The organism is Pseudoalteromonas sp. CF6-2, assembly GCF_021729425.1.
GTDB lineage: Bacteria > Pseudomonadota > Gammaproteobacteria > Enterobacterales > Alteromonadaceae > Pseudoalteromonas > Pseudoalteromonas arabiensis.
This window is the reverse complement of sequence record NZ_CP091442.1, coordinates 1,619,191-1,635,794: the sequence shown is the minus strand read 5'-3', so window position 1 is coordinate 1,635,794 and position 16,604 is coordinate 1,619,191. Positions and strand designations below refer to the sequence as shown.

At 39.5% G+C, this 16,604-nt stretch carries 16 protein-coding genes and 1 pseudogene; 3 read left to right on the top strand and 14 right to left on the bottom strand.

The genetic code is table 11. The features are described 5' to 3' along the window. The first annotated feature begins 8 nt into the window (after positions 1-8). Complete coding sequence (locus tag L3Q70_RS07575) at positions 9-722, top strand: YebC/PmpR family DNA-binding transcriptional regulator (RefSeq protein WP_054561631.1); 714 nt, start codon at positions 9-11, stop codon at positions 720-722. A 49-nt stretch (positions 723-771) separates the two neighbouring features. Here the strand turns inward: L3Q70_RS07575 and L3Q70_RS07570 are convergent, their stop codons facing one another. The 12 genes from L3Q70_RS07570 to glk all read right to left on the bottom strand — a co-directional run bounded on the left by L3Q70_RS07570 (position 772) and on the right by glk (position 10,923). After that, positions 772-1,893 (bottom strand): sterol desaturase family protein, encoded by a 1,122-nt coding sequence (locus tag L3Q70_RS07570; RefSeq protein ID WP_237115162.1) that lies wholly within the window; start codon positions 1,891-1,893, stop codon positions 772-774. A gap of 161 nt (positions 1,894-2,054) precedes the next feature. After that, on the bottom strand, positions 2,055-2,399 hold the full coding sequence (locus L3Q70_RS07565; RefSeq protein ID WP_237115161.1) for an energy transducer TonB: 345 nt from the start codon (positions 2,397-2,399) through the stop codon (positions 2,055-2,057). A 78-nt stretch (positions 2,400-2,477) separates the two neighbouring features. After that, positions 2,478-2,711, bottom strand: a complete 234-nt coding sequence (locus L3Q70_RS07560) for a hypothetical protein (protein ID WP_237115160.1) — start codon at positions 2,709-2,711, stop codon at positions 2,478-2,480. A 114-nt stretch (positions 2,712-2,825) separates the two neighbouring features. Then, positions 2,826-3,200 carry a hypothetical protein gene (locus L3Q70_RS07555; RefSeq protein ID WP_237115250.1) on the bottom strand — a complete coding sequence of 125 codons (375 nt, stop codon included), beginning with the start codon at positions 3,198-3,200 and terminating at the stop codon, positions 2,826-2,828. Between the two features lie 172 nt (positions 3,201-3,372). After that, the gene (locus L3Q70_RS07550; protein ID WP_062568939.1) at positions 3,373-3,594 is read right to left on the bottom strand and encodes a hypothetical protein; all 222 of its coding nucleotides are present in this window, start codon (positions 3,592-3,594) and stop codon (positions 3,373-3,375) included. A gap of 128 nt (positions 3,595-3,722) precedes the next feature. Next, entirely contained in the window at positions 3,723-4,187 is a 465-nt protein-coding gene (locus tag L3Q70_RS07545; protein ID WP_237115159.1) for a nuclear transport factor 2 family protein, read from the bottom strand. A gap of 258 nt (positions 4,188-4,445) precedes the next feature. Continuing rightward, entirely contained in the window at positions 4,446-4,790 is a 345-nt protein-coding gene (locus L3Q70_RS07540) for a hypothetical protein (protein ID WP_062568937.1), read from the bottom strand. A gap of 137 nt (positions 4,791-4,927) precedes the next feature. Continuing rightward, positions 4,928-5,932: a type I glyceraldehyde-3-phosphate dehydrogenase gene (gap, locus tag L3Q70_RS07535; protein WP_062568934.1), complete on the bottom strand. Its 1,005-nt coding sequence runs from the start codon at positions 5,930-5,932 to the stop codon at positions 4,928-4,930. A gap of 18 nt (positions 5,933-5,950) precedes the next feature. After that, positions 5,951-6,571: a bifunctional 4-hydroxy-2-oxoglutarate aldolase/2-dehydro-3-deoxy-phosphogluconate aldolase gene (locus L3Q70_RS07530; protein ID WP_054551439.1), complete on the bottom strand. Its 621-nt coding sequence runs from the start codon at positions 6,569-6,571 to the stop codon at positions 5,951-5,953. Between the two features lie 34 nt (positions 6,572-6,605). Beyond that, on the bottom strand, positions 6,606-8,456 hold the full coding sequence (gene edd / locus L3Q70_RS07525; protein WP_237115158.1) for a phosphogluconate dehydratase: 1,851 nt from the start codon (positions 8,454-8,456) through the stop codon (positions 6,606-6,608). 429 nt (positions 8,457-8,885) lie between these two features. Continuing rightward, positions 8,886-9,899 carry a LacI family DNA-binding transcriptional regulator gene (locus tag L3Q70_RS07520; RefSeq protein ID WP_193988727.1) on the bottom strand — a complete coding sequence of 338 codons (1,014 nt, stop codon included), beginning with the start codon at positions 9,897-9,899 and terminating at the stop codon, positions 8,886-8,888. 25 nt (positions 9,900-9,924) lie between these two features. Then, on the bottom strand, positions 9,925-10,923 hold the full coding sequence (glk, locus tag L3Q70_RS07515; RefSeq protein ID WP_193988726.1) for a glucokinase: 999 nt from the start codon (positions 10,921-10,923) through the stop codon (positions 9,925-9,927). Positions 10,924-11,349: 426 nt separating this feature from the next. Here glk and L3Q70_RS07510 point away from each other — a divergent pair, with 426 nt between their 5' ends. Further along, complete coding sequence (locus tag L3Q70_RS07510) at positions 11,350-12,369, top strand: LacI family DNA-binding transcriptional regulator (protein ID WP_062568930.1); 1,020 nt, start codon at positions 11,350-11,352, stop codon at positions 12,367-12,369. Between the two features lie 203 nt (positions 12,370-12,572). Beyond that, complete coding sequence (locus L3Q70_RS07505) at positions 12,573-14,759, top strand: OsmC domain/YcaO domain-containing protein (protein WP_193988725.1); 2,187 nt, start codon at positions 12,573-12,575, stop codon at positions 14,757-14,759. Between the two features lie 63 nt (positions 14,760-14,822). Here the strand turns inward: L3Q70_RS07505 and L3Q70_RS07500 are convergent, their stop codons facing one another. Together L3Q70_RS07500 and L3Q70_RS07495 are read right to left on the bottom strand one after the other, a co-directional pair. Next, the gene (locus tag L3Q70_RS07500; protein ID WP_237115157.1) at positions 14,823-15,743 is read right to left on the bottom strand and encodes a hypothetical protein; all 921 of its coding nucleotides are present in this window, start codon (positions 15,741-15,743) and stop codon (positions 14,823-14,825) included. A gap of 125 nt (positions 15,744-15,868) precedes the next feature. Next, positions 15,869-16,451: pseudogene (locus tag L3Q70_RS07495) on the bottom strand (DUF1287 domain-containing protein). Between the last annotated feature and the right edge of the window lie 153 nt (positions 16,452-16,604).

The window sequence follows — 16,604 nt, the reverse complement described above, 5'->3', positions numbered from 1 at the left end:
ACACGCAGATGGGCAGAGCTTATCAAAACAAAAAAGACTCAATGGCAAAAACTGCGGGTGCAAAAACCAAAGTTTATTCAAAGTACGGAAAAGAAATTTATATCTGCGCTAAGAATGGTGGTGTTGATCCCGATGGCAACTTAGCGCTTCGTCGCTTAATTGAGCGTGCTAAAAAAGACCAAGTACCTACGCACGTAATCGAGCGTGCAATCGATAAAGCCAAAGGCGGTGGCGGCGAAGATTACGTAGCAACACGCTACGAAGGTTACGGCCCGGGCAACTGTATGATTATTGTTGACTGCTTAACCGACAACAACAAACGTACCTTCGCTGACGTACGTGTTTGTTTTACTAAAGCAAATGCAAAAATTGGTGCGCAAAACTCAGTATCACACTTATTTGATCACCTCGCTATCTTTGTATTTGATGGTGATGATGACGAAGCTGTTTTAGAAGCACTAATGATGGCCGATGTTGATGTAACAGATGTAGAAGTTGAAGACGGTAAAGTCACCGTATTCGCGCCACACACAGAATACAACAACACCCGCACAGCACTTGAAGAAATGGGAATAACTGATTTCCACGAAGATCTAATTGCTTTTGTGCCGCAAGTAGAAGCACCGATTGAAGGTGAAGACGTTGAAGTCATGGAGCGCTTTTTAGCCATGCTAGAAGATTGTGACGACGTACAAAACGTTTATCACAACGCACAATTTTAATGTCATATTATTTAACGGCTAATAATTTAGCCGTTAAATAGCCTAGCGATTACTTTTGTTTTTTAAAAGGAAATAGCTGCTGCCTAAGCATGCCTTCAGGCATGTAGTCACCAACCACCCCGTATTTATCAGGCCATTCAGCTTGGCCTTTTACAGCGGTACCTAACAAATAATCTAAAAACGAAAAGTGCGCGGCATAGTTTCTGTCGATGGCTGCTTTATCTGAAGAATGGTGCCAATGATGAAATTGTGGTGTAACAATCACATACCTTAACCAGCCAAACTTCACTCTTACGTTAGCATGGTTAAACACAGCCTGAAAACCGACAATAATCACATAAAGGCTAATCACTTCAGATGGAAAACCTAACACAAAAATCGGTGTGAGCACTAAACTTCGGGTGACTAAAATTTCTAAAATATGCTGTCGAGAGCCTGCCAACCAATCCATTTCTTTTGCACTGTGATGTACAGCATGAAAACGCCAAAGCAGTGGTACTTCATGATAAGCACGATGCACAAAATACTGCATTAAATCGGCTACTAAAATAATCAAAAACAGTTGTAAAAGAAACGGCATTTGTACAATAAAGCCTTGCACAGTCTCTGATACCGCCCAACCAAATGCATGATGCACAAACTGGTTAGTAGCAAGCAGTACAAAACCGATAATTAAATGATTTACAAAGAAATGGTTCAAATCACCTTGCCACTCAGCGCGGAGGATCTTTTGCTCCTTACGATGCGGTAAAAGCTTTTCTATTAAGATAAAAATGAGTGTAGAGCCAAGTAAATCAAGAATAAACCAATCAAGCCCTAAATACGGCGTGTTATCTCTGAAGTCGCCCACTTCAACATTCGGCCCGCCAAACGCAATTGCCACAACTATAAAAAACCAAGCCGTTGCACCTAGCCGTTTATTAGTATTACGAACAAAATTCAAGAGCCCTAAACTGCCCGAAATAATTAATGCCACAAACATTAGCTGACGTAAAAACTCAACACTGTAATTTTGTCTGAGCTCTGGCGTCGTTAAGTACTCTGGAAAATGAAAGGCTAATACCCCCAAACAAGATAAAATAGCCAAAAAGCACGCAATATAGCCACTAATATTGCCTTCACCAATCTGAAATTGTTCGGCGCGAAACACTCGTTGCGAAAGACGAGACATAACACAAAAATCCATTTTAAAATTTATCGCAGCATAATAGCACAGAAGCTTTTAGGAAAAAAATATCAGCTAAGCAAGCGTAATTATGTGCATACAACTCATTGATATTAATATCATAAAGCCTAAAAAGTTGGCTTTTGAGTAAGACAATACTTAATCAATTAACCTAATTTAAAATCTAACTGCACTTGAAGATTTTTTTGCATTACTGCAACACCGTTTTCAACTTTAGGCGCATATTTCCAGTTAGATAGGGCCTTAATCGCAGCTTTGTCAAAGATGTGTTCAGGCACAGATTTTAAAACGTGAATATTAACTGGTTCACCATGTTCACTAATATCGAAACTCATTTGAACATAGCCTTCAATTCTATTGCGAACAGCATGAATTGGATAAGTTGGGTTTGCTGTTTCTTGCAGAACTGCATGAGGCCTTTCTGGCTGTGGTGTTGAAGAACACCCCATAAATAAAACGAATGATATTGACGTTAAAATTGAATATTTCATTAAAATCCTTTTATATAGCTGACGCCTGCGCTAATCAATAACCTTGATTTAATACTATCCCCCAGAGCAAACTTGATTTCAACTTAAAAGTGCCATAGCAGAATGACTTTTAAACAACTTTTTATGGTGAATCTTCACCTGACCTTTTTTCTTTTTAAAGCTGTTTGGTGAAAGGCCTTCTTTGCTTATTTTATCTAACTCAGCTCTTTTATTTGAGTCATCACCGTTCTCATGTAGATCCAACCTTCTTTCTTCAGCCTTCGCTAGGTTTTTTAGCGAAGGCTGAAACATTGACATTATTTCTATGCCCACAATATACCTCCATGTATTAATCGCAGTTGTAATTATTACTATAGATATAAGGGCAATGGGATAAATTCCAAGTTACTCAAACGTTAACCATTGCTAATCTGCTTGAGTTGTTTGTTATGTGCACTTGTTTATTTCAGCGAGCTCGAAAACAATATAACCATACTCTTTTTTAGATATATATTTGGATGGGAAATGTTGCTTTGCTAGCTCATGAGTCCAAGCCTCACCACAAGGCGCAGCAGGAATCGTAGTATCAATTTTTAAAAGGTGACTTTCCTTAATCCTGCCACCTTTTTTGACAATACTTTTAGCGCAAAGGCTTAAAGCATATTCAACGGCAAATTTATCGACACTTGGCATACCAATAAATTCAACGTCACAACCAAGCCTTTCATTACCCTCTGTATCAACATAATAAAGCTGACCAGACGTTGTACACGCTGAACAAATAACGATTAAACTGAACAAAAAGATATGCCTAATGTTCAACGGAACTCCCTGTAGACAAAACATTTTAATATTTATGCGACATAGCTTGTGTTGCATTATCGCTTATTGGACTGAGCCGCTACCTGCTCGGTTTGTCAGAGTTGATGCTCTGCTTGGGGTTTACTTATAAAAAGCTTTTTTCGATTCATCCCAAACCATATGTTATATGGCATTACTCAACGAACTCAATTGTTGCATTTGCCAATTTAAGGTCACTAAGCAAGCCAATTACGTTATTAGCATTACATAAGTCGAACTCAACAACTCCATTTTTTAAAAGCTCATCAGTAATTAACTTTGAGGCTTTTAAATCAAGTGAGGTGTTTAAGTTAAAGGCTCTGTCCATAGAAATTTTTTTAAGGTTTTCGAAGCCTGTAATTCTTATTTTTAACATATACACTTTCTCAATAACATACCAACGCCATAAAAAGAGAAGTATTAATGTTAGCTAAAATCGATTAGCAACGAACATCTATCCAACATTTAGACGCCCTTATCTTTTATCATCTTGATAGGTAAACATTAGCCGTGATGTCGGCGAATGTGTTTAATTAAGCCTAATTGATCAAACTCAAGTGAAACAATATTGGTTTTATTGTACTCGATAATTTTGTCTAAATGAGCAGGCTTAACTTTACCTGATTCAGTCATTTTTACAAAAACGACATTAGCGCCAACCATTACCTCATTTATTTCTATTGAATTAAAGATAACTTCATCATTTAACTTACTAATCATATCCTCTCGGAGTTTTGATTTATCTGTATAAACAAATTTGAATTTGACGTGTTCATCAATAAAATCATCGGCTAGCAACGAGATAAAGTAGTCTATTTCTTTAATTGTCGTGTTGGGCTGTTGACGCGCATTTTTTGCTGCTACAAATGTTTTAGCTTTCTCAATTAATTGCTCTGAGGTGAATTTATCTTTTGCACTACCAGAAAATGACAGAAGAAAACAAATTAACACCAATATAGATTTTTTCACGAAACTCTCCTTGTATGTTTAGACAAAATAGCTCTCAGATGGTGTTAGCCTCAGCTTTTTTATACATTAGCTTAGTACGAAGCCAGGCACAAAATTATCAAAATACGACTTTAAAAAATTAAATTACACATAACTAGAAGGAATCACAATTTTTTAGACTACACAAGAACTGAGAGTATATAAGTAGGAAGTATCGCCGCGGTAATGAGTAAAGCTACTCACAAGATATTCTTCATTGTATTTCCTTTGCCATTGAAATTAGCCATAAAATTCCACTTCAGTTTGTACACCGAATGGTAAGATAAATTCTCTAAATTCTGGGTCGCCTTTTTGTGCCTTTGGATATTTAAGCTGGTACATATTCTTTTTAAACATATTTAAGAATTGCTTGTTTTGTAATTTGTTATCCAACACGCTGACTTTCACAACATCACCCGCTTGATTAACCATCATCATGAATAAGATTTTATTATCTGACCGTCTAAATTCGTCTTTTGCTTGTGATATCACATCTTTGGGAATAGTAAAGTTTGGTAAGTTACTTTGTTCTGTTGATGAGCAGGCCACTAAAAATAAGCATACGAGTATTAAAAATTTATTCATTATCTGTCCCTAAAAAATTTAAGAGACAAGATACTGTGAATAAATGCTTTTATCCAGTAAAAACCAAAAAAGCCACGATGAACGTGGCTTTGTTGGATAAAGCTTAAACTTTTACTGATCTATATAAGAACCTAATCTTATAAGAACTGACCTAGCGCTTTAACTTGGTCTAACATGCGGTTTGAGAAACCCCACTCGTTATCGTACCAAGCCATCACTTTAACTAGCTTACCATCTACTTTAGTTTGTGTAGAATCGAAGATTGAAGACGCTGGGTTATGGTTAAAGTCGATAGAAACAAGCGGTAGTTCGTTGTATTCAAGAATACCTTGCATTGCACCTTCTGATGCTGCTTTAACGACTTCGTTGATTTCTGCTGCGGTTGTTTCACGCTTAGCAACGAACGTTAAGTCTACTAAAGAAACGTTGATTGTTGGTACACGTACTGCCATGCCGTCAAGTTTACCCGCAAGTTCAGGAAGCACTAGGCCAACTGCTTTAGCAGCACCTGTTTTGGTTGGGATCATTGACTGAGTTGCGCTACGTGCACGGTATAAGTCTGGGTGATAAACGTCAGATAAGTTTTGATCGTTTGTATAAGCATGAATTGTCGTCATGCTACCTTGCTCAATACCCACTGTGTCGTTGATTGCTTTTGCAATCGGCGCTAAACAGTTTGTTGTACACGATGCGTTTGAAATGATGTTGCTATCAGCGTTTAATACGTCGCTGTTAACACCATGAACAACGGTTGCATCCATGTCAGTACCAGGCGCAGAAACGATTACTTTTTTAGCACCTGCTTCAATGTGTTTAGCCGCTGCGTCACGTGAAGTGAATAAACCTGTACATTCTAAAACGATATCTACGTTTAGTGCTTTCCAAGGTAGGTTTGCAGGATCACGCTCTTGCGTAAGCGTAATTTCATCATTACCAATTAGCATGGTGTTTTCAGCAAGTGTTACTTTTTGAGAAAATTGACCGTGTACTGAGTCAAATTGAGTTAAATGCGCGTTAACATTTGCTGGTGCTAAATCGTTGATTGCAACGATTTTGATTTCGTTGTTTTGGGCTGACTCGTAAAGAGCACGTAATACGTTACGACCGATACGTCCATAGCCATTAATTGCAACATTAATCATTCTAATATCTCCCGTTAATTATTTTACTTCACTTGCTTGGCGAGCAAGCGCTTCAATGGCTTGCCAGTCTTTGTTTTCAATAAGTTGTTTATCTAGCATCCAAGTACCACCTACGCAGATAACGTTTTTAAGTGCGAGGTAGTTAGGTGCGGTTTCAAGGCTAATGCCACCTGTTGGGCAAAAAGTCACCTGTGGTAAAGGACCACCAATTGATTTAAGCATTGCCGTGCCACCTGCCGCTTCTGCAGGGAAGAACTTTAAGAACTTAAAGCCGTGGCTTGCTAATTTCATTACTTCACTTGGTGTAGCTGCACCTGGTAAAAATGGAATATCAGTGTCTTTAGCCAGTGCTAATAATTCGTCGTTTACACCTGGGCTAACCATGAAGTCAGCGCCGGCTTCAACAGATGCATTAAATGTCGCTTTATCAACAACGGTACCTGTGCCAACGTATGCTTCTGGTACGGCTTCTTTCATCAGCTTTACAGCTTCTGCCGCAATCGGCGTACGTAAAGTAATTTCTAATGCTTTTAAGCCACCGTTATAAAGCGCACGTGCAAGGGGTGCTGCATCTTCAAGTTTTTCGATAACAACAACCGGTACCACAGGTGCCGATGATAAAATTTTCTCAATGCTCATTGTATGTTCCTCATAGCCCAGTAACGGCGTATTATTATTCTAAACCAAAGGCGCTCGCGCCAAGGTCTGCACTACTTACTATATTTCTGAAACCTGCAAATAACTCTCGGCCTGTACCGTATGTTTGGCTTGGCTGGCTAAGTTGTAATTCACGTTTTGCTAATTCTTCATCGCTTACATGTACTTTTAATACACCCGCTGGTGCATCAAGGGTCACTAAATCACCTTCGTGGATTTTTGCGATTACACCACCTTCAACCGCTTCTGGTGCTAAGTGGATAGCAGCAGGCACTTTACCTGATGCGCCCGACATACGACCGTCTGTGACAATCGCCACTTTGTAGCCTTGGTCTTGCAGTGTTGCCATTACTGGCGTCAACTTATGAAGCTCAGGCATGCCTTTCGCTTTTGGACCTTGCTCTTTAATTACAGCAATAAAGTCTGTGTTTAATTCACCGCGGCTATACGCTTCTTGTAACTCACCTTGTGAGCTAAATACTTTAGCCGGTGCAGATACAATTTGATGTGACTCAGCCACTGCAGAAACTTTAATAACGGCTTTACCAAAGTTACCTGTTAGAAGCTGTAAACCACCCTGCTTGCTGAACGGGTTATCAATTGGGCGTAATACATCTTCGTCGTGAGACTTTTCAGGGCACGCCACCCATTTGACTTTGCTCGGGCCTGTGCTGTTTGTCATGATCACTGATGAATCTTTATCTAGCATTGGCTCTGTGGTGTATGCTTCTAGGCCATCACCCACAATGGTTTTCACATCGTTATGTAAATAACCTTTGCTAAGTAGTTGCTTCATTAAGAAGCCCATACCGCCGGCAGCTTGGAAGTGGTTCACATCTGCTGAGCCATTCGGGTAGATACGTGTAAGAAGTGGCACAACTTCTGATAAGTCAGCCATGTCTTTCCAAGTAAGGATTACACCCGCTGCTTTCGCGATTGCGACTAAGTGGATTGCGTGATTCGTTGAGCCGCCTGTTGATAACAAGCCAACTAAGCCATTAATAATTGTTTTCTCACTCACTACATCAGCAAGGCAATTAGCATCTTTTGTATCAATTAACTGCTTTAACATGGTTTCGACAGCATGACCTGTTAAACCATCACGTAGTTCTGTGTATGGGTTAATGAAAGAGCTACCTGGTAAATGTAGACCCATGATTTCCATTAACATTTGATTCGAGTTTGCCGTGCCGTAGAAAGTACAAGTACCAGCACTGTGGTAAGAGGCGCTTTCAGCTTCTAATAACTCTTCACGACTTACTAAGCCTTGTGCAAACTTTTGACGAACACGGGCTTTTTCTTTATTTGGGATACCCGATTGCATTGGACCTGCTGGTAAGAAATACGTTGGTAAATGACCAAATGATAAGGCACCAATTAACAGTCCAGGGACAATCTTGTCACACACACCTAAACAAAAAACACCGTCGAACACGTCGTGTGATAAAGAAACCGCAGTAGACATTGCAATCACATCTCGTGAGAACAACGAAAGCTCCATACCGTCACGGCCTTGAGTAACACCGTCACACATAGCTGGCACGCCACCAGCAACTTGTGCTGTTGCATCGTACTTGGTAGCAATAGTTTTTATTAAATCAGGATATTCTTTGTAAGGCACATGCGCAGAAAGCATGTCGTTATAAGCATTAATAATCGCTAAATTTGGTTGCTCATCTGCTTTTAAACGAGCTTTGTCATCGCTGCTACAAGCAGCCATAACGTGTGCAATATTACCGCAACCTAAGCCGGCACGTACTCTTGTTTGTTTTTTTGCGTGCGCGATACGATCTAAATAAGCTTGGCGGGTCTCTTTACTACGTTCAATAACGCGTTCGGTGACTTCTTGGATACGAGGATGCAACATATAAATTCGACTCATCTCTATAGTTAGAGGATAAAGGCTCAGTGACAATTACAGACTCCACGAAAATAATTGCACTGAGCATCTTTGATTTACCCGTTCAAAGGTACGCTGACAGGCTGTCTCTCACAACCAACCTGACACCGGTGTCACTGTATTAACTCATGACTGTGACACCGGTGTCAACCTTATCTGTTAAATTTAGTTTAATTTTTTTAAATGACCAAATAATGAACAACATTATTTTAGCTAACTATGAGTAAAATTCATGCTCAAGTTATGTTTAAAGTTCCACTTTAACTTTGAATACCAAGAATATAACTCTTTAAGTTCAGGTGGTTATATAAAAAAATCGAGGAAGGAATTTACATAAAAAAAGCCCGAGAAAGCGTCACTCAATCTCGGGCTACTGTGAAAAAAACAAATTGAATTTTATTTAATTGCAGCTGTTGACTCGCGAGTAATTAGTTTTGCTTCAAGCGTTACCTGATAAGGTGTTTCTTGTGGATCACTAATATGACTGATTAGTTGTGTAACCGCTTGGTGGGTCATTTCTTCAACTGGCTGCGCAATAGTTGTTAGTCCAGGCCAAATATGACGTGCAATGGGTGCGTTATCAAAACCGGCAATTGAGATATCATCAGGCACTTTTAGTTGCATTTGTGTTGCTAGTTTAAGTACTGCAGCCGCCATATAGTCGTTTGATGCAAAGACTGCCGTTGGGCGCGGCTCTAAATCAAGAATTGTACGAGCACTATCAACACCTGAGTGATAACTAAAGTTACCCTCTTCTACTAAACGTTCATTAAATTCAATACCATTAGAAGCAAGCGCACGGCGATAACCTTTAAAGCGCTGCTCTGTAGCACTGTGATCTGGGTGACCTTTAATGAAAGCGATTTCTTTGTGACCTAATTTAATTAAATGCTCTGTTATTTCAAACGCACCTTGCTCATCATTACTGCGAACAGAAATAGAATCATCTTCAAGAACTGCAGATGCAACGCGCGCATATGGGATTTTTTTCGATTTTAAGAAAGTGACAAGCTCTGGAAAATCAGAAAATGGCGGCGTTAATACAATGCCATCTAAGCGCGATGTTTGAAGAAGTTGTTCAATATTGTTAATTAGGTCTTGCCCACGAAGTTCACATGGGTGGATCAATAAATTGTAATTATGGTCATGGCATGCTGCCAGCGCACCAGTTTGTACGCGAGTGATATAGCTTTTACTTGGGTTATCATACAAACAACCAATAATAAAACTGCGGTTTTGCGCTAAGCCACGGGCGATTGGGTTTGGTGTGTAATCTAGCTCTTTAAATACTTTTAGTACTTTTTCTCGGGTAGCATCACTCACGTTAGGCTCATTGTTGAGCACGCGAGACACTGTTTTTTTAGATACACCGGCGTAGCTTGCGACGCTATTAATGGTTACTTTTTTCATACCATAATCATCCAGTCCGCTCCAATTAAGCTCGACTACTAACGTGTAAACACGCAGCAGCACCTACCAGCGGAATATTATCTTGTGTTACCAAGGTTACAGGTATCTGTGAAGTATATTGCGACATAATGCCTTTGTCTGCAAAGCGTTCAACAAATCGGCTAGATAGTAAACGTTGTTGCATACGAGGTAAAATACCACCGCCAATAAATACACCACCTAGAGCACCAAATGTTAGGGATAAATCACCAGCTACACTACCAATCCAATCACAAAATTGATTAAGGGTTGCATCGCAGATATCACATTGTCCTGTCGTTGCAAGCTCACTGATTTGTGCTGCATCAAGGTTTTTTGCTGCAACGCCTTTAACGGCTGCCATCGCTTTATATAAATGCGCTATACCTGGGCCAGAAAAAACAGTTTCTACTGACACATGATTTAATTGCTTTTTAAGCTCGGTGATTAACTGGCGATCTAACTCTGTAACCGCTGCAAGGGTAATATGCCCCGCTTCGCAGCTAAGCACTGCACTGCCTTGCGAAGTACGCACCAAGCATGCAGCACCAAAGCCTGTGCCAGGCCCCATCACGGCAATATTGGCATTGTTGTCTGCTTGCCCTGCTTTAACAGCTACGTTTTGTGAATCATCTAAATAAGGCGCTGCATAGGCAAATGCAGCAAAATCATTAATAACTTCTAGCTGTGTGAATGCAAATTTAGCTTTTAGATTTTCAACGCTAAAATGCCAACCTAAATTAGTTAAATGAACTTGGCCTGCTTTAATTGGGCCTGCAACAGCTAAACACGCTCTGTTTGGCTTTGCATATGATATTTGACTGAAATAGTGCTCAATGGCACTTTCTAGGGAACCAAAATCTGCACTTGGAAATTTAAGGTTATGCTCAATGACAAATTGATTTGTATGTTCGTTAAAATCAGTGATTAAAGCAAAGCGCGCATTTGTGCCGCCAATATCGGCAACAAGGATAGGATCAAAATCGGTGTTAGACTGTGTGTTCATTATGTTTTCTCTATGTGTCTAAGCTGTTTGCCGCTTATTTTTATAGTTTTCAATGGCAAAGCCACTGTTCAAGATAACCTTTGAGTTATTAACTCAAAGCAACTATCTTTAGTATTAAAAAAGTGCTGCCCAAATAAATGGGCAGCCAAATACGTTTTGACAACAAAATGATAAAACATCGACATTATGACACCGGTGTCAGCATTGAATCAATAAAAATTTTAAATATTTGCCTTTGCATACGTATTTTACGACGAAGTACTTGCTTATTGAGCCCGTTTAGGGTTGTGATGCTACATCAAAAATGACTCTGTAACTTTACCATTTATAGATAAAAACGACTTATCATAAATAGCTTGAAAAAAATATTAAATAGCCGAAAATGGCCGTTACAAATCATCACTATTGCTTTGGAATTAATACCCTATGAAAGGTAAAGCGACATCTTTTGACATCGCACATTATGCAGGTGTTTCTCAGTCAACTGTGTCACGAGCACTTCGAAATAGCCCTTTGGTTAATGAAGAAACGCGCCGACGTGTTCATGAAGTCGCCAAACAACTTAATTACAAAGTAGATAAAAACGCTAGTAACCTCAGAACACAGCAAAGTAGTACCCTCGCGCTTTTGTTATTTGAAGACCCCACATCAGACGAATCACAAATAAACCCATTCTTTTTAGCAATGCTTGGTAGTATTACCCGGGCCTGTGCAAAAGAAGGCTATGATTTGCTTGTATCTTTTCAATCAAGTAGCTCAGATTGGCAAGCTGACTACGAAGATAGCCACCGTGCAGATGGTCTGATCTTATTAGGCTATGGTGACTACTTAGATTACCAGCCTAAGTTCAGAACCCTTATTGAACAAAATACTAAGTTCGTATGCTGGGGTGCCAGTGTTGATAACCGCCCAGACTTAACTGTGAGCTGTGATAATTATGGTGGCGGTAAACTTGCCGCAGAGCATCTGCTTGCAACAGGCAGAACTGATTGTGCGTTTATCGGTGATGCCTCTGATCACAGCCCTGAATTTTTTGCTCGCTACCAAGGTTTCAAAGATGCTTTTATGGATAAAGGTATCAAGCTAAACGAACGAAAAATGGCGAATGCTATTTCTACAGAAGAATCTGGCTATCATGCTACCCGTTCACTTATAGCAAATAACATTCGCTTTAACTCACTATTTGCCGCCAGTGACCTGATTGCCATTGGTGCTATTCGCGCTTTAAAAGAAGCAAAAATTAAAGTGCCTGATGATGTTCACGTGGTTGGCTTTGATAACATTTCCATCGCTAATTTCGTCAATCCTCCGTTGACCACAATTCAGCAAGATACGACCTTAGCAGGGCAAATGTTAGTTGATAACTTGCTTAAATTAATTCGCGGAGAACAAGTGGAGAGTACCCTACTCCCACCAAGATTAATCATTCGTGGCTCGAGTGTATAAGTTAGTATGTAGCGATAGCTCCTCTGCATTTACACCCTAAATTGCAGCTTTTAAAAGCAATAAACTAATAAAATGGCTTTTTTTTCGATTTACCCAAGACTATTACTTCGAAAAAGCAGATAATTGCACCTATTATGATGAAAACGCAGTGCAAGGCCGTTTACGGCTTTTGCCTGCAACGCGCACAAAGGTGGAATTTTTTAATGGAAATTAAAGTTAATTTTCTCGACAACCTCAGACTTGAAGCCAAGTTTGATGACTTCTCTGTCATTGCAGACCAACCTATTCGCTACAAAGGTGATGGCTCAGCGCCAAGCCCATTTGATTATTTCTTAGCGTCTTCTGCGTTGTGTGCGGCTTACTTTATTAAAGTGTATTGTAATTCACGTGATATCCCGACTGATGGTATTCGCGTTGCACAAAATAACATTGTTGACCCTGAAGACCGCTATAACCAAATTTTTCAAATTCAGGTTGAATTACCAGAAAGCTTATCGGAGAAAGATCGTACGGGTATTTTACGCTCAGTAGAACGCTGTACAGTAAAACGCGTAATTCAAACAGGCCCTGAGTTTAAGATCGATACCGTTGAAAGCATTGAAGCTGACGCGCAAGCGATGCTGATGGCAAAACCAGATGATGAAAACAATACCTTTATTTTAGGTAAAGATTTACCACTTGAAAAAACCATCGCTAATATGACGGCTATCCTTGAAGAGTTAGGGATGAAAATCGAGATCTCTTCTTGGCGAAATATTGTACCAAATGTATGGTCATTACATATTCGTGATGCAGCGTCACCAATGTGTTTTACCAATGGTAAAGGTGCAACGAAAGAAAGCGCGCTATGTTCGGCTTTAGGCGAGTTTATTGAGCGCTTAAACTGTAACTTCTTCTATAACGACCAGTTCTTAGGCGAAGACATTGCTAAGAGCGAGTTTGTTCATTACCCAAATGAAAAATGGTTTGCACTCACCGACGATGACTCACTACCTGAGGGTATTTTAGATGACTATACCCGTGAAATTTACAATCCAGATGGTGAGCTTTGTGGCTCGCACCTAATCGATACCAACTCTGGTAATAAAGAGCGTGGTATTTGTTCGATTCCTTATGTACGCCAGTCAGACGGTGAAACGGTTTATTTCCCTTCAAACCTTATCGAAAACTTATTCTTAAGTAATGGGATGAGTGCAGGTAACAACTTTGCCGAGGCAAAAGTACAATGTTTATCTGAAATTTTTGAACGTGCCGTTAAGCGCCAAATTATCGAGCAAGAAATTGTTTTACCAGATGTACCTGAAGCGGTATTAAACAAGTACCCAAGCATTGTAGCGGGTATTAGAGGGCTTGAAGAGCAAGGCTTCCCTATTGTTGTAAAAGATGCCTCGCTAGGTGGTCAGTTCCCTGTGATGTGCGTAACACTCATGAACCCTAAAACAGGCGGTGTATTTGCCTCTTTTGGTGCGCACCCAAGTTTTGAAGTTGCCTTAGAGCGCAGCCTAACTGAACTGTTGCAAGGCAGAAGCTTTGAAGGTTTAAACGATGTACCTAAGCCAACGTTCAATAGCATGGCGGTCTCTGAGCCTGAAAACTTTGTAGAGCACTTTATTGATTCAACAGGTGTTATCTCATGGCGCTTTTTCAGCGCTAAACACGATTATGATTTTGTTGAATGGGATTTCTCTGGCAGCAATGAAGAAGAAACAGCTAGCTTATTCGGTATCTTAGAAAGCTTAGGCAAAGAAGCTTACATTGCTGAGTTCTCAGATCTTGGTACAGCGTGTCGCATTTTAGTGCCTGATTACTCAGAAGTGTACCCTGTAGAAGACTTAATCTGGGACAATACCAATAAAGCGCTAAACTTCCGCGAAGATATCTTAAATCTGCATCGCTTATCAGAAGATCAACTTGCTGATCTCGTTGAGCGTCTAGAACAAAGTGAGCTTGATAACTACATAGATATCATCACTTTAATCGGCATTGAGTTTGATGAAAACACAGTGTGGGGCCAATTAACAATCCTTGAGCTAAAACTGCTTATTTACTTAGCACTTGGTGATTTAGAAGCAGCGATGGAGCTAGTTGAAGCCTTCTTACAATACAACGACAACACCATTGTTGAACGTGGTTTATTCTATCAAGCAATGCACGCCACGTTAGAAGTAGCACTAAGCGATGATCTAGAGATTGAAGATTACATTCATAGCTTCACCCGTATGTTTAGTCAAGACACCATGGATGCTGTCGTTGGCTCAATCAACGGCGATGTAATGTTTTATGGTTTAACAGAAACCAGCATGAAGCTTGAAGGCTTGGATAGGCATCAGCGTTTAATTGATAGTTATAAAAAGCTACACGCTGCTCGCGCTAAAAAAGCGGGGCTGTAAGTAAATATCAAAGCCGCACGTTTTCGTAACCTGCGGCTTTTCTGCTTTACTTAAAAACGTTACTTAACGAAAATGCACACCTGTAATATCATACTCAGCAATAAAGCGACCACCATAAGTATCCACAAACATAAACTCCATCTCTATTTTTTCTCGTCGGCCTTTATGTTCAAGCAATTCAATAATAAAGTATTTATTCGAATTAAGATCAAAAGAACGGCCTTGTGTTTCTCGTGTAATATTAAACTTTGTAGGATTACCAATACTATCAAAGTACTCAAACAGCACGTTTAAACCACGCGCATAAATTCCCGAGTCTCGCTGTGAAGAATTAGGTCTTTGTTGAGCCAACAACCAGGTTTTGTCCTTTTGATTTACAGCTTTAATAAACTCAGTCATTAATTGTTGATGTTCAACCAAAGGCGGCATTTTTACTTCTTTGAGTGCTTGTGTGAGTTTATCTCCCGCTATACCTGTTCTTGCTATGTAATTATCAAAACCTGCCTCTATCGACATATAATTGAGATAGTCAGCAAGGCCACCTTTGTACACCTGTTCAAATGTGCCATATTCTTGCGACAGAATACGTTCAAGGCGATTATAAAAAGAAAAAGCATGCGCTGAGTCTAATTTTTTCAGTTTCGACGTATCTATCAATTGACCAAAAAGTAGTGCATTTAAGTCAATTACATTCGTTTTATCATCAAACGTAACGATTTCTTTAGCCCACTCTCTATCGGCTGTGGCAAGTTGCAAATAGTAACGTTGAAAAGGCGCACCATGCTCATCAGCGATTGTTATTTTATTTGTCGAAAAGTCATAAATTTTGGCGTTTTTTGTAGGGCCAGTTCTAACACTTACCTTAAAGCCGTTTGACAGTTCAGTAAATTTATCAGACTTCTCAATCACAACTCCCTGTGAAGCAAAAACAGTCGTCGTAAAAAGCACTAAAAAGCTGGCAATGAATATAGTAACAGTTTTCATATAAATCCCTTTGAAGTTAAAATTAGGCTTACCTATTACAGGTTCAAACAGTTACCTTAAATGTATATTAAAATTGTAAGTAATTGAAGCTCAGTGTAAATGTTAGGGTTTAAGATTTATTACGGTTAAGGTTTATAGCGATAATGCCCTGTTATTTTATAGCTAAATAACATATCTTCGAGTACAGGCCCTGCCCCTATGTTGTGCACAATCAGTGGCCTTTTTTTATCTCTTGATAGTTCATCAGTCACTATTCCAATATGAGGTAAGTTGCCAGGCAGCATCCAAGTGACAATATCTCCCCCCCCTATAATTGCTCGCGTCTTCACTTATATTCAAACTATGCCCATGTCGTTTAAAGAAATGCTGTAAGTTAGGAACACGACGGTGATCAATATTTGAATCAGGCTTTGTTAGACCCCATATTCTGTTTGATTGATATAAGGTAAAGTTATCACGCATATCCTCATGAACGAGTACTTGTAAATCGGTTCCGAGTGCCCTATAACTGCGAATTATGACATCAGTACACACACCAATAGTGGCAGGTACATCACCATTTGGATAAGCAATTCTTTTATAGCTTCCGTCATAAATAACGGAGTGATTTGTTCGCTCCTTAGCGGCTTGAACAAGTTGACTATAAAAGTCATCTGCTTTGACGTTAAATACAAGTAATGTAGATAATAACAATGCTGTTCTAATCATTTATTTAATCCCTTAAAAGTTCGAGCATAGTTAATTTGGGAGTTCTTTAGCTAAATCAATACTAGACAGAGTAGTAATAATCAAGTTACCAAGAATATATAATGCCCCCCTTAGAGGTTAACAATGTTAAAAAAAAAAGCCACGGCGAGTGCC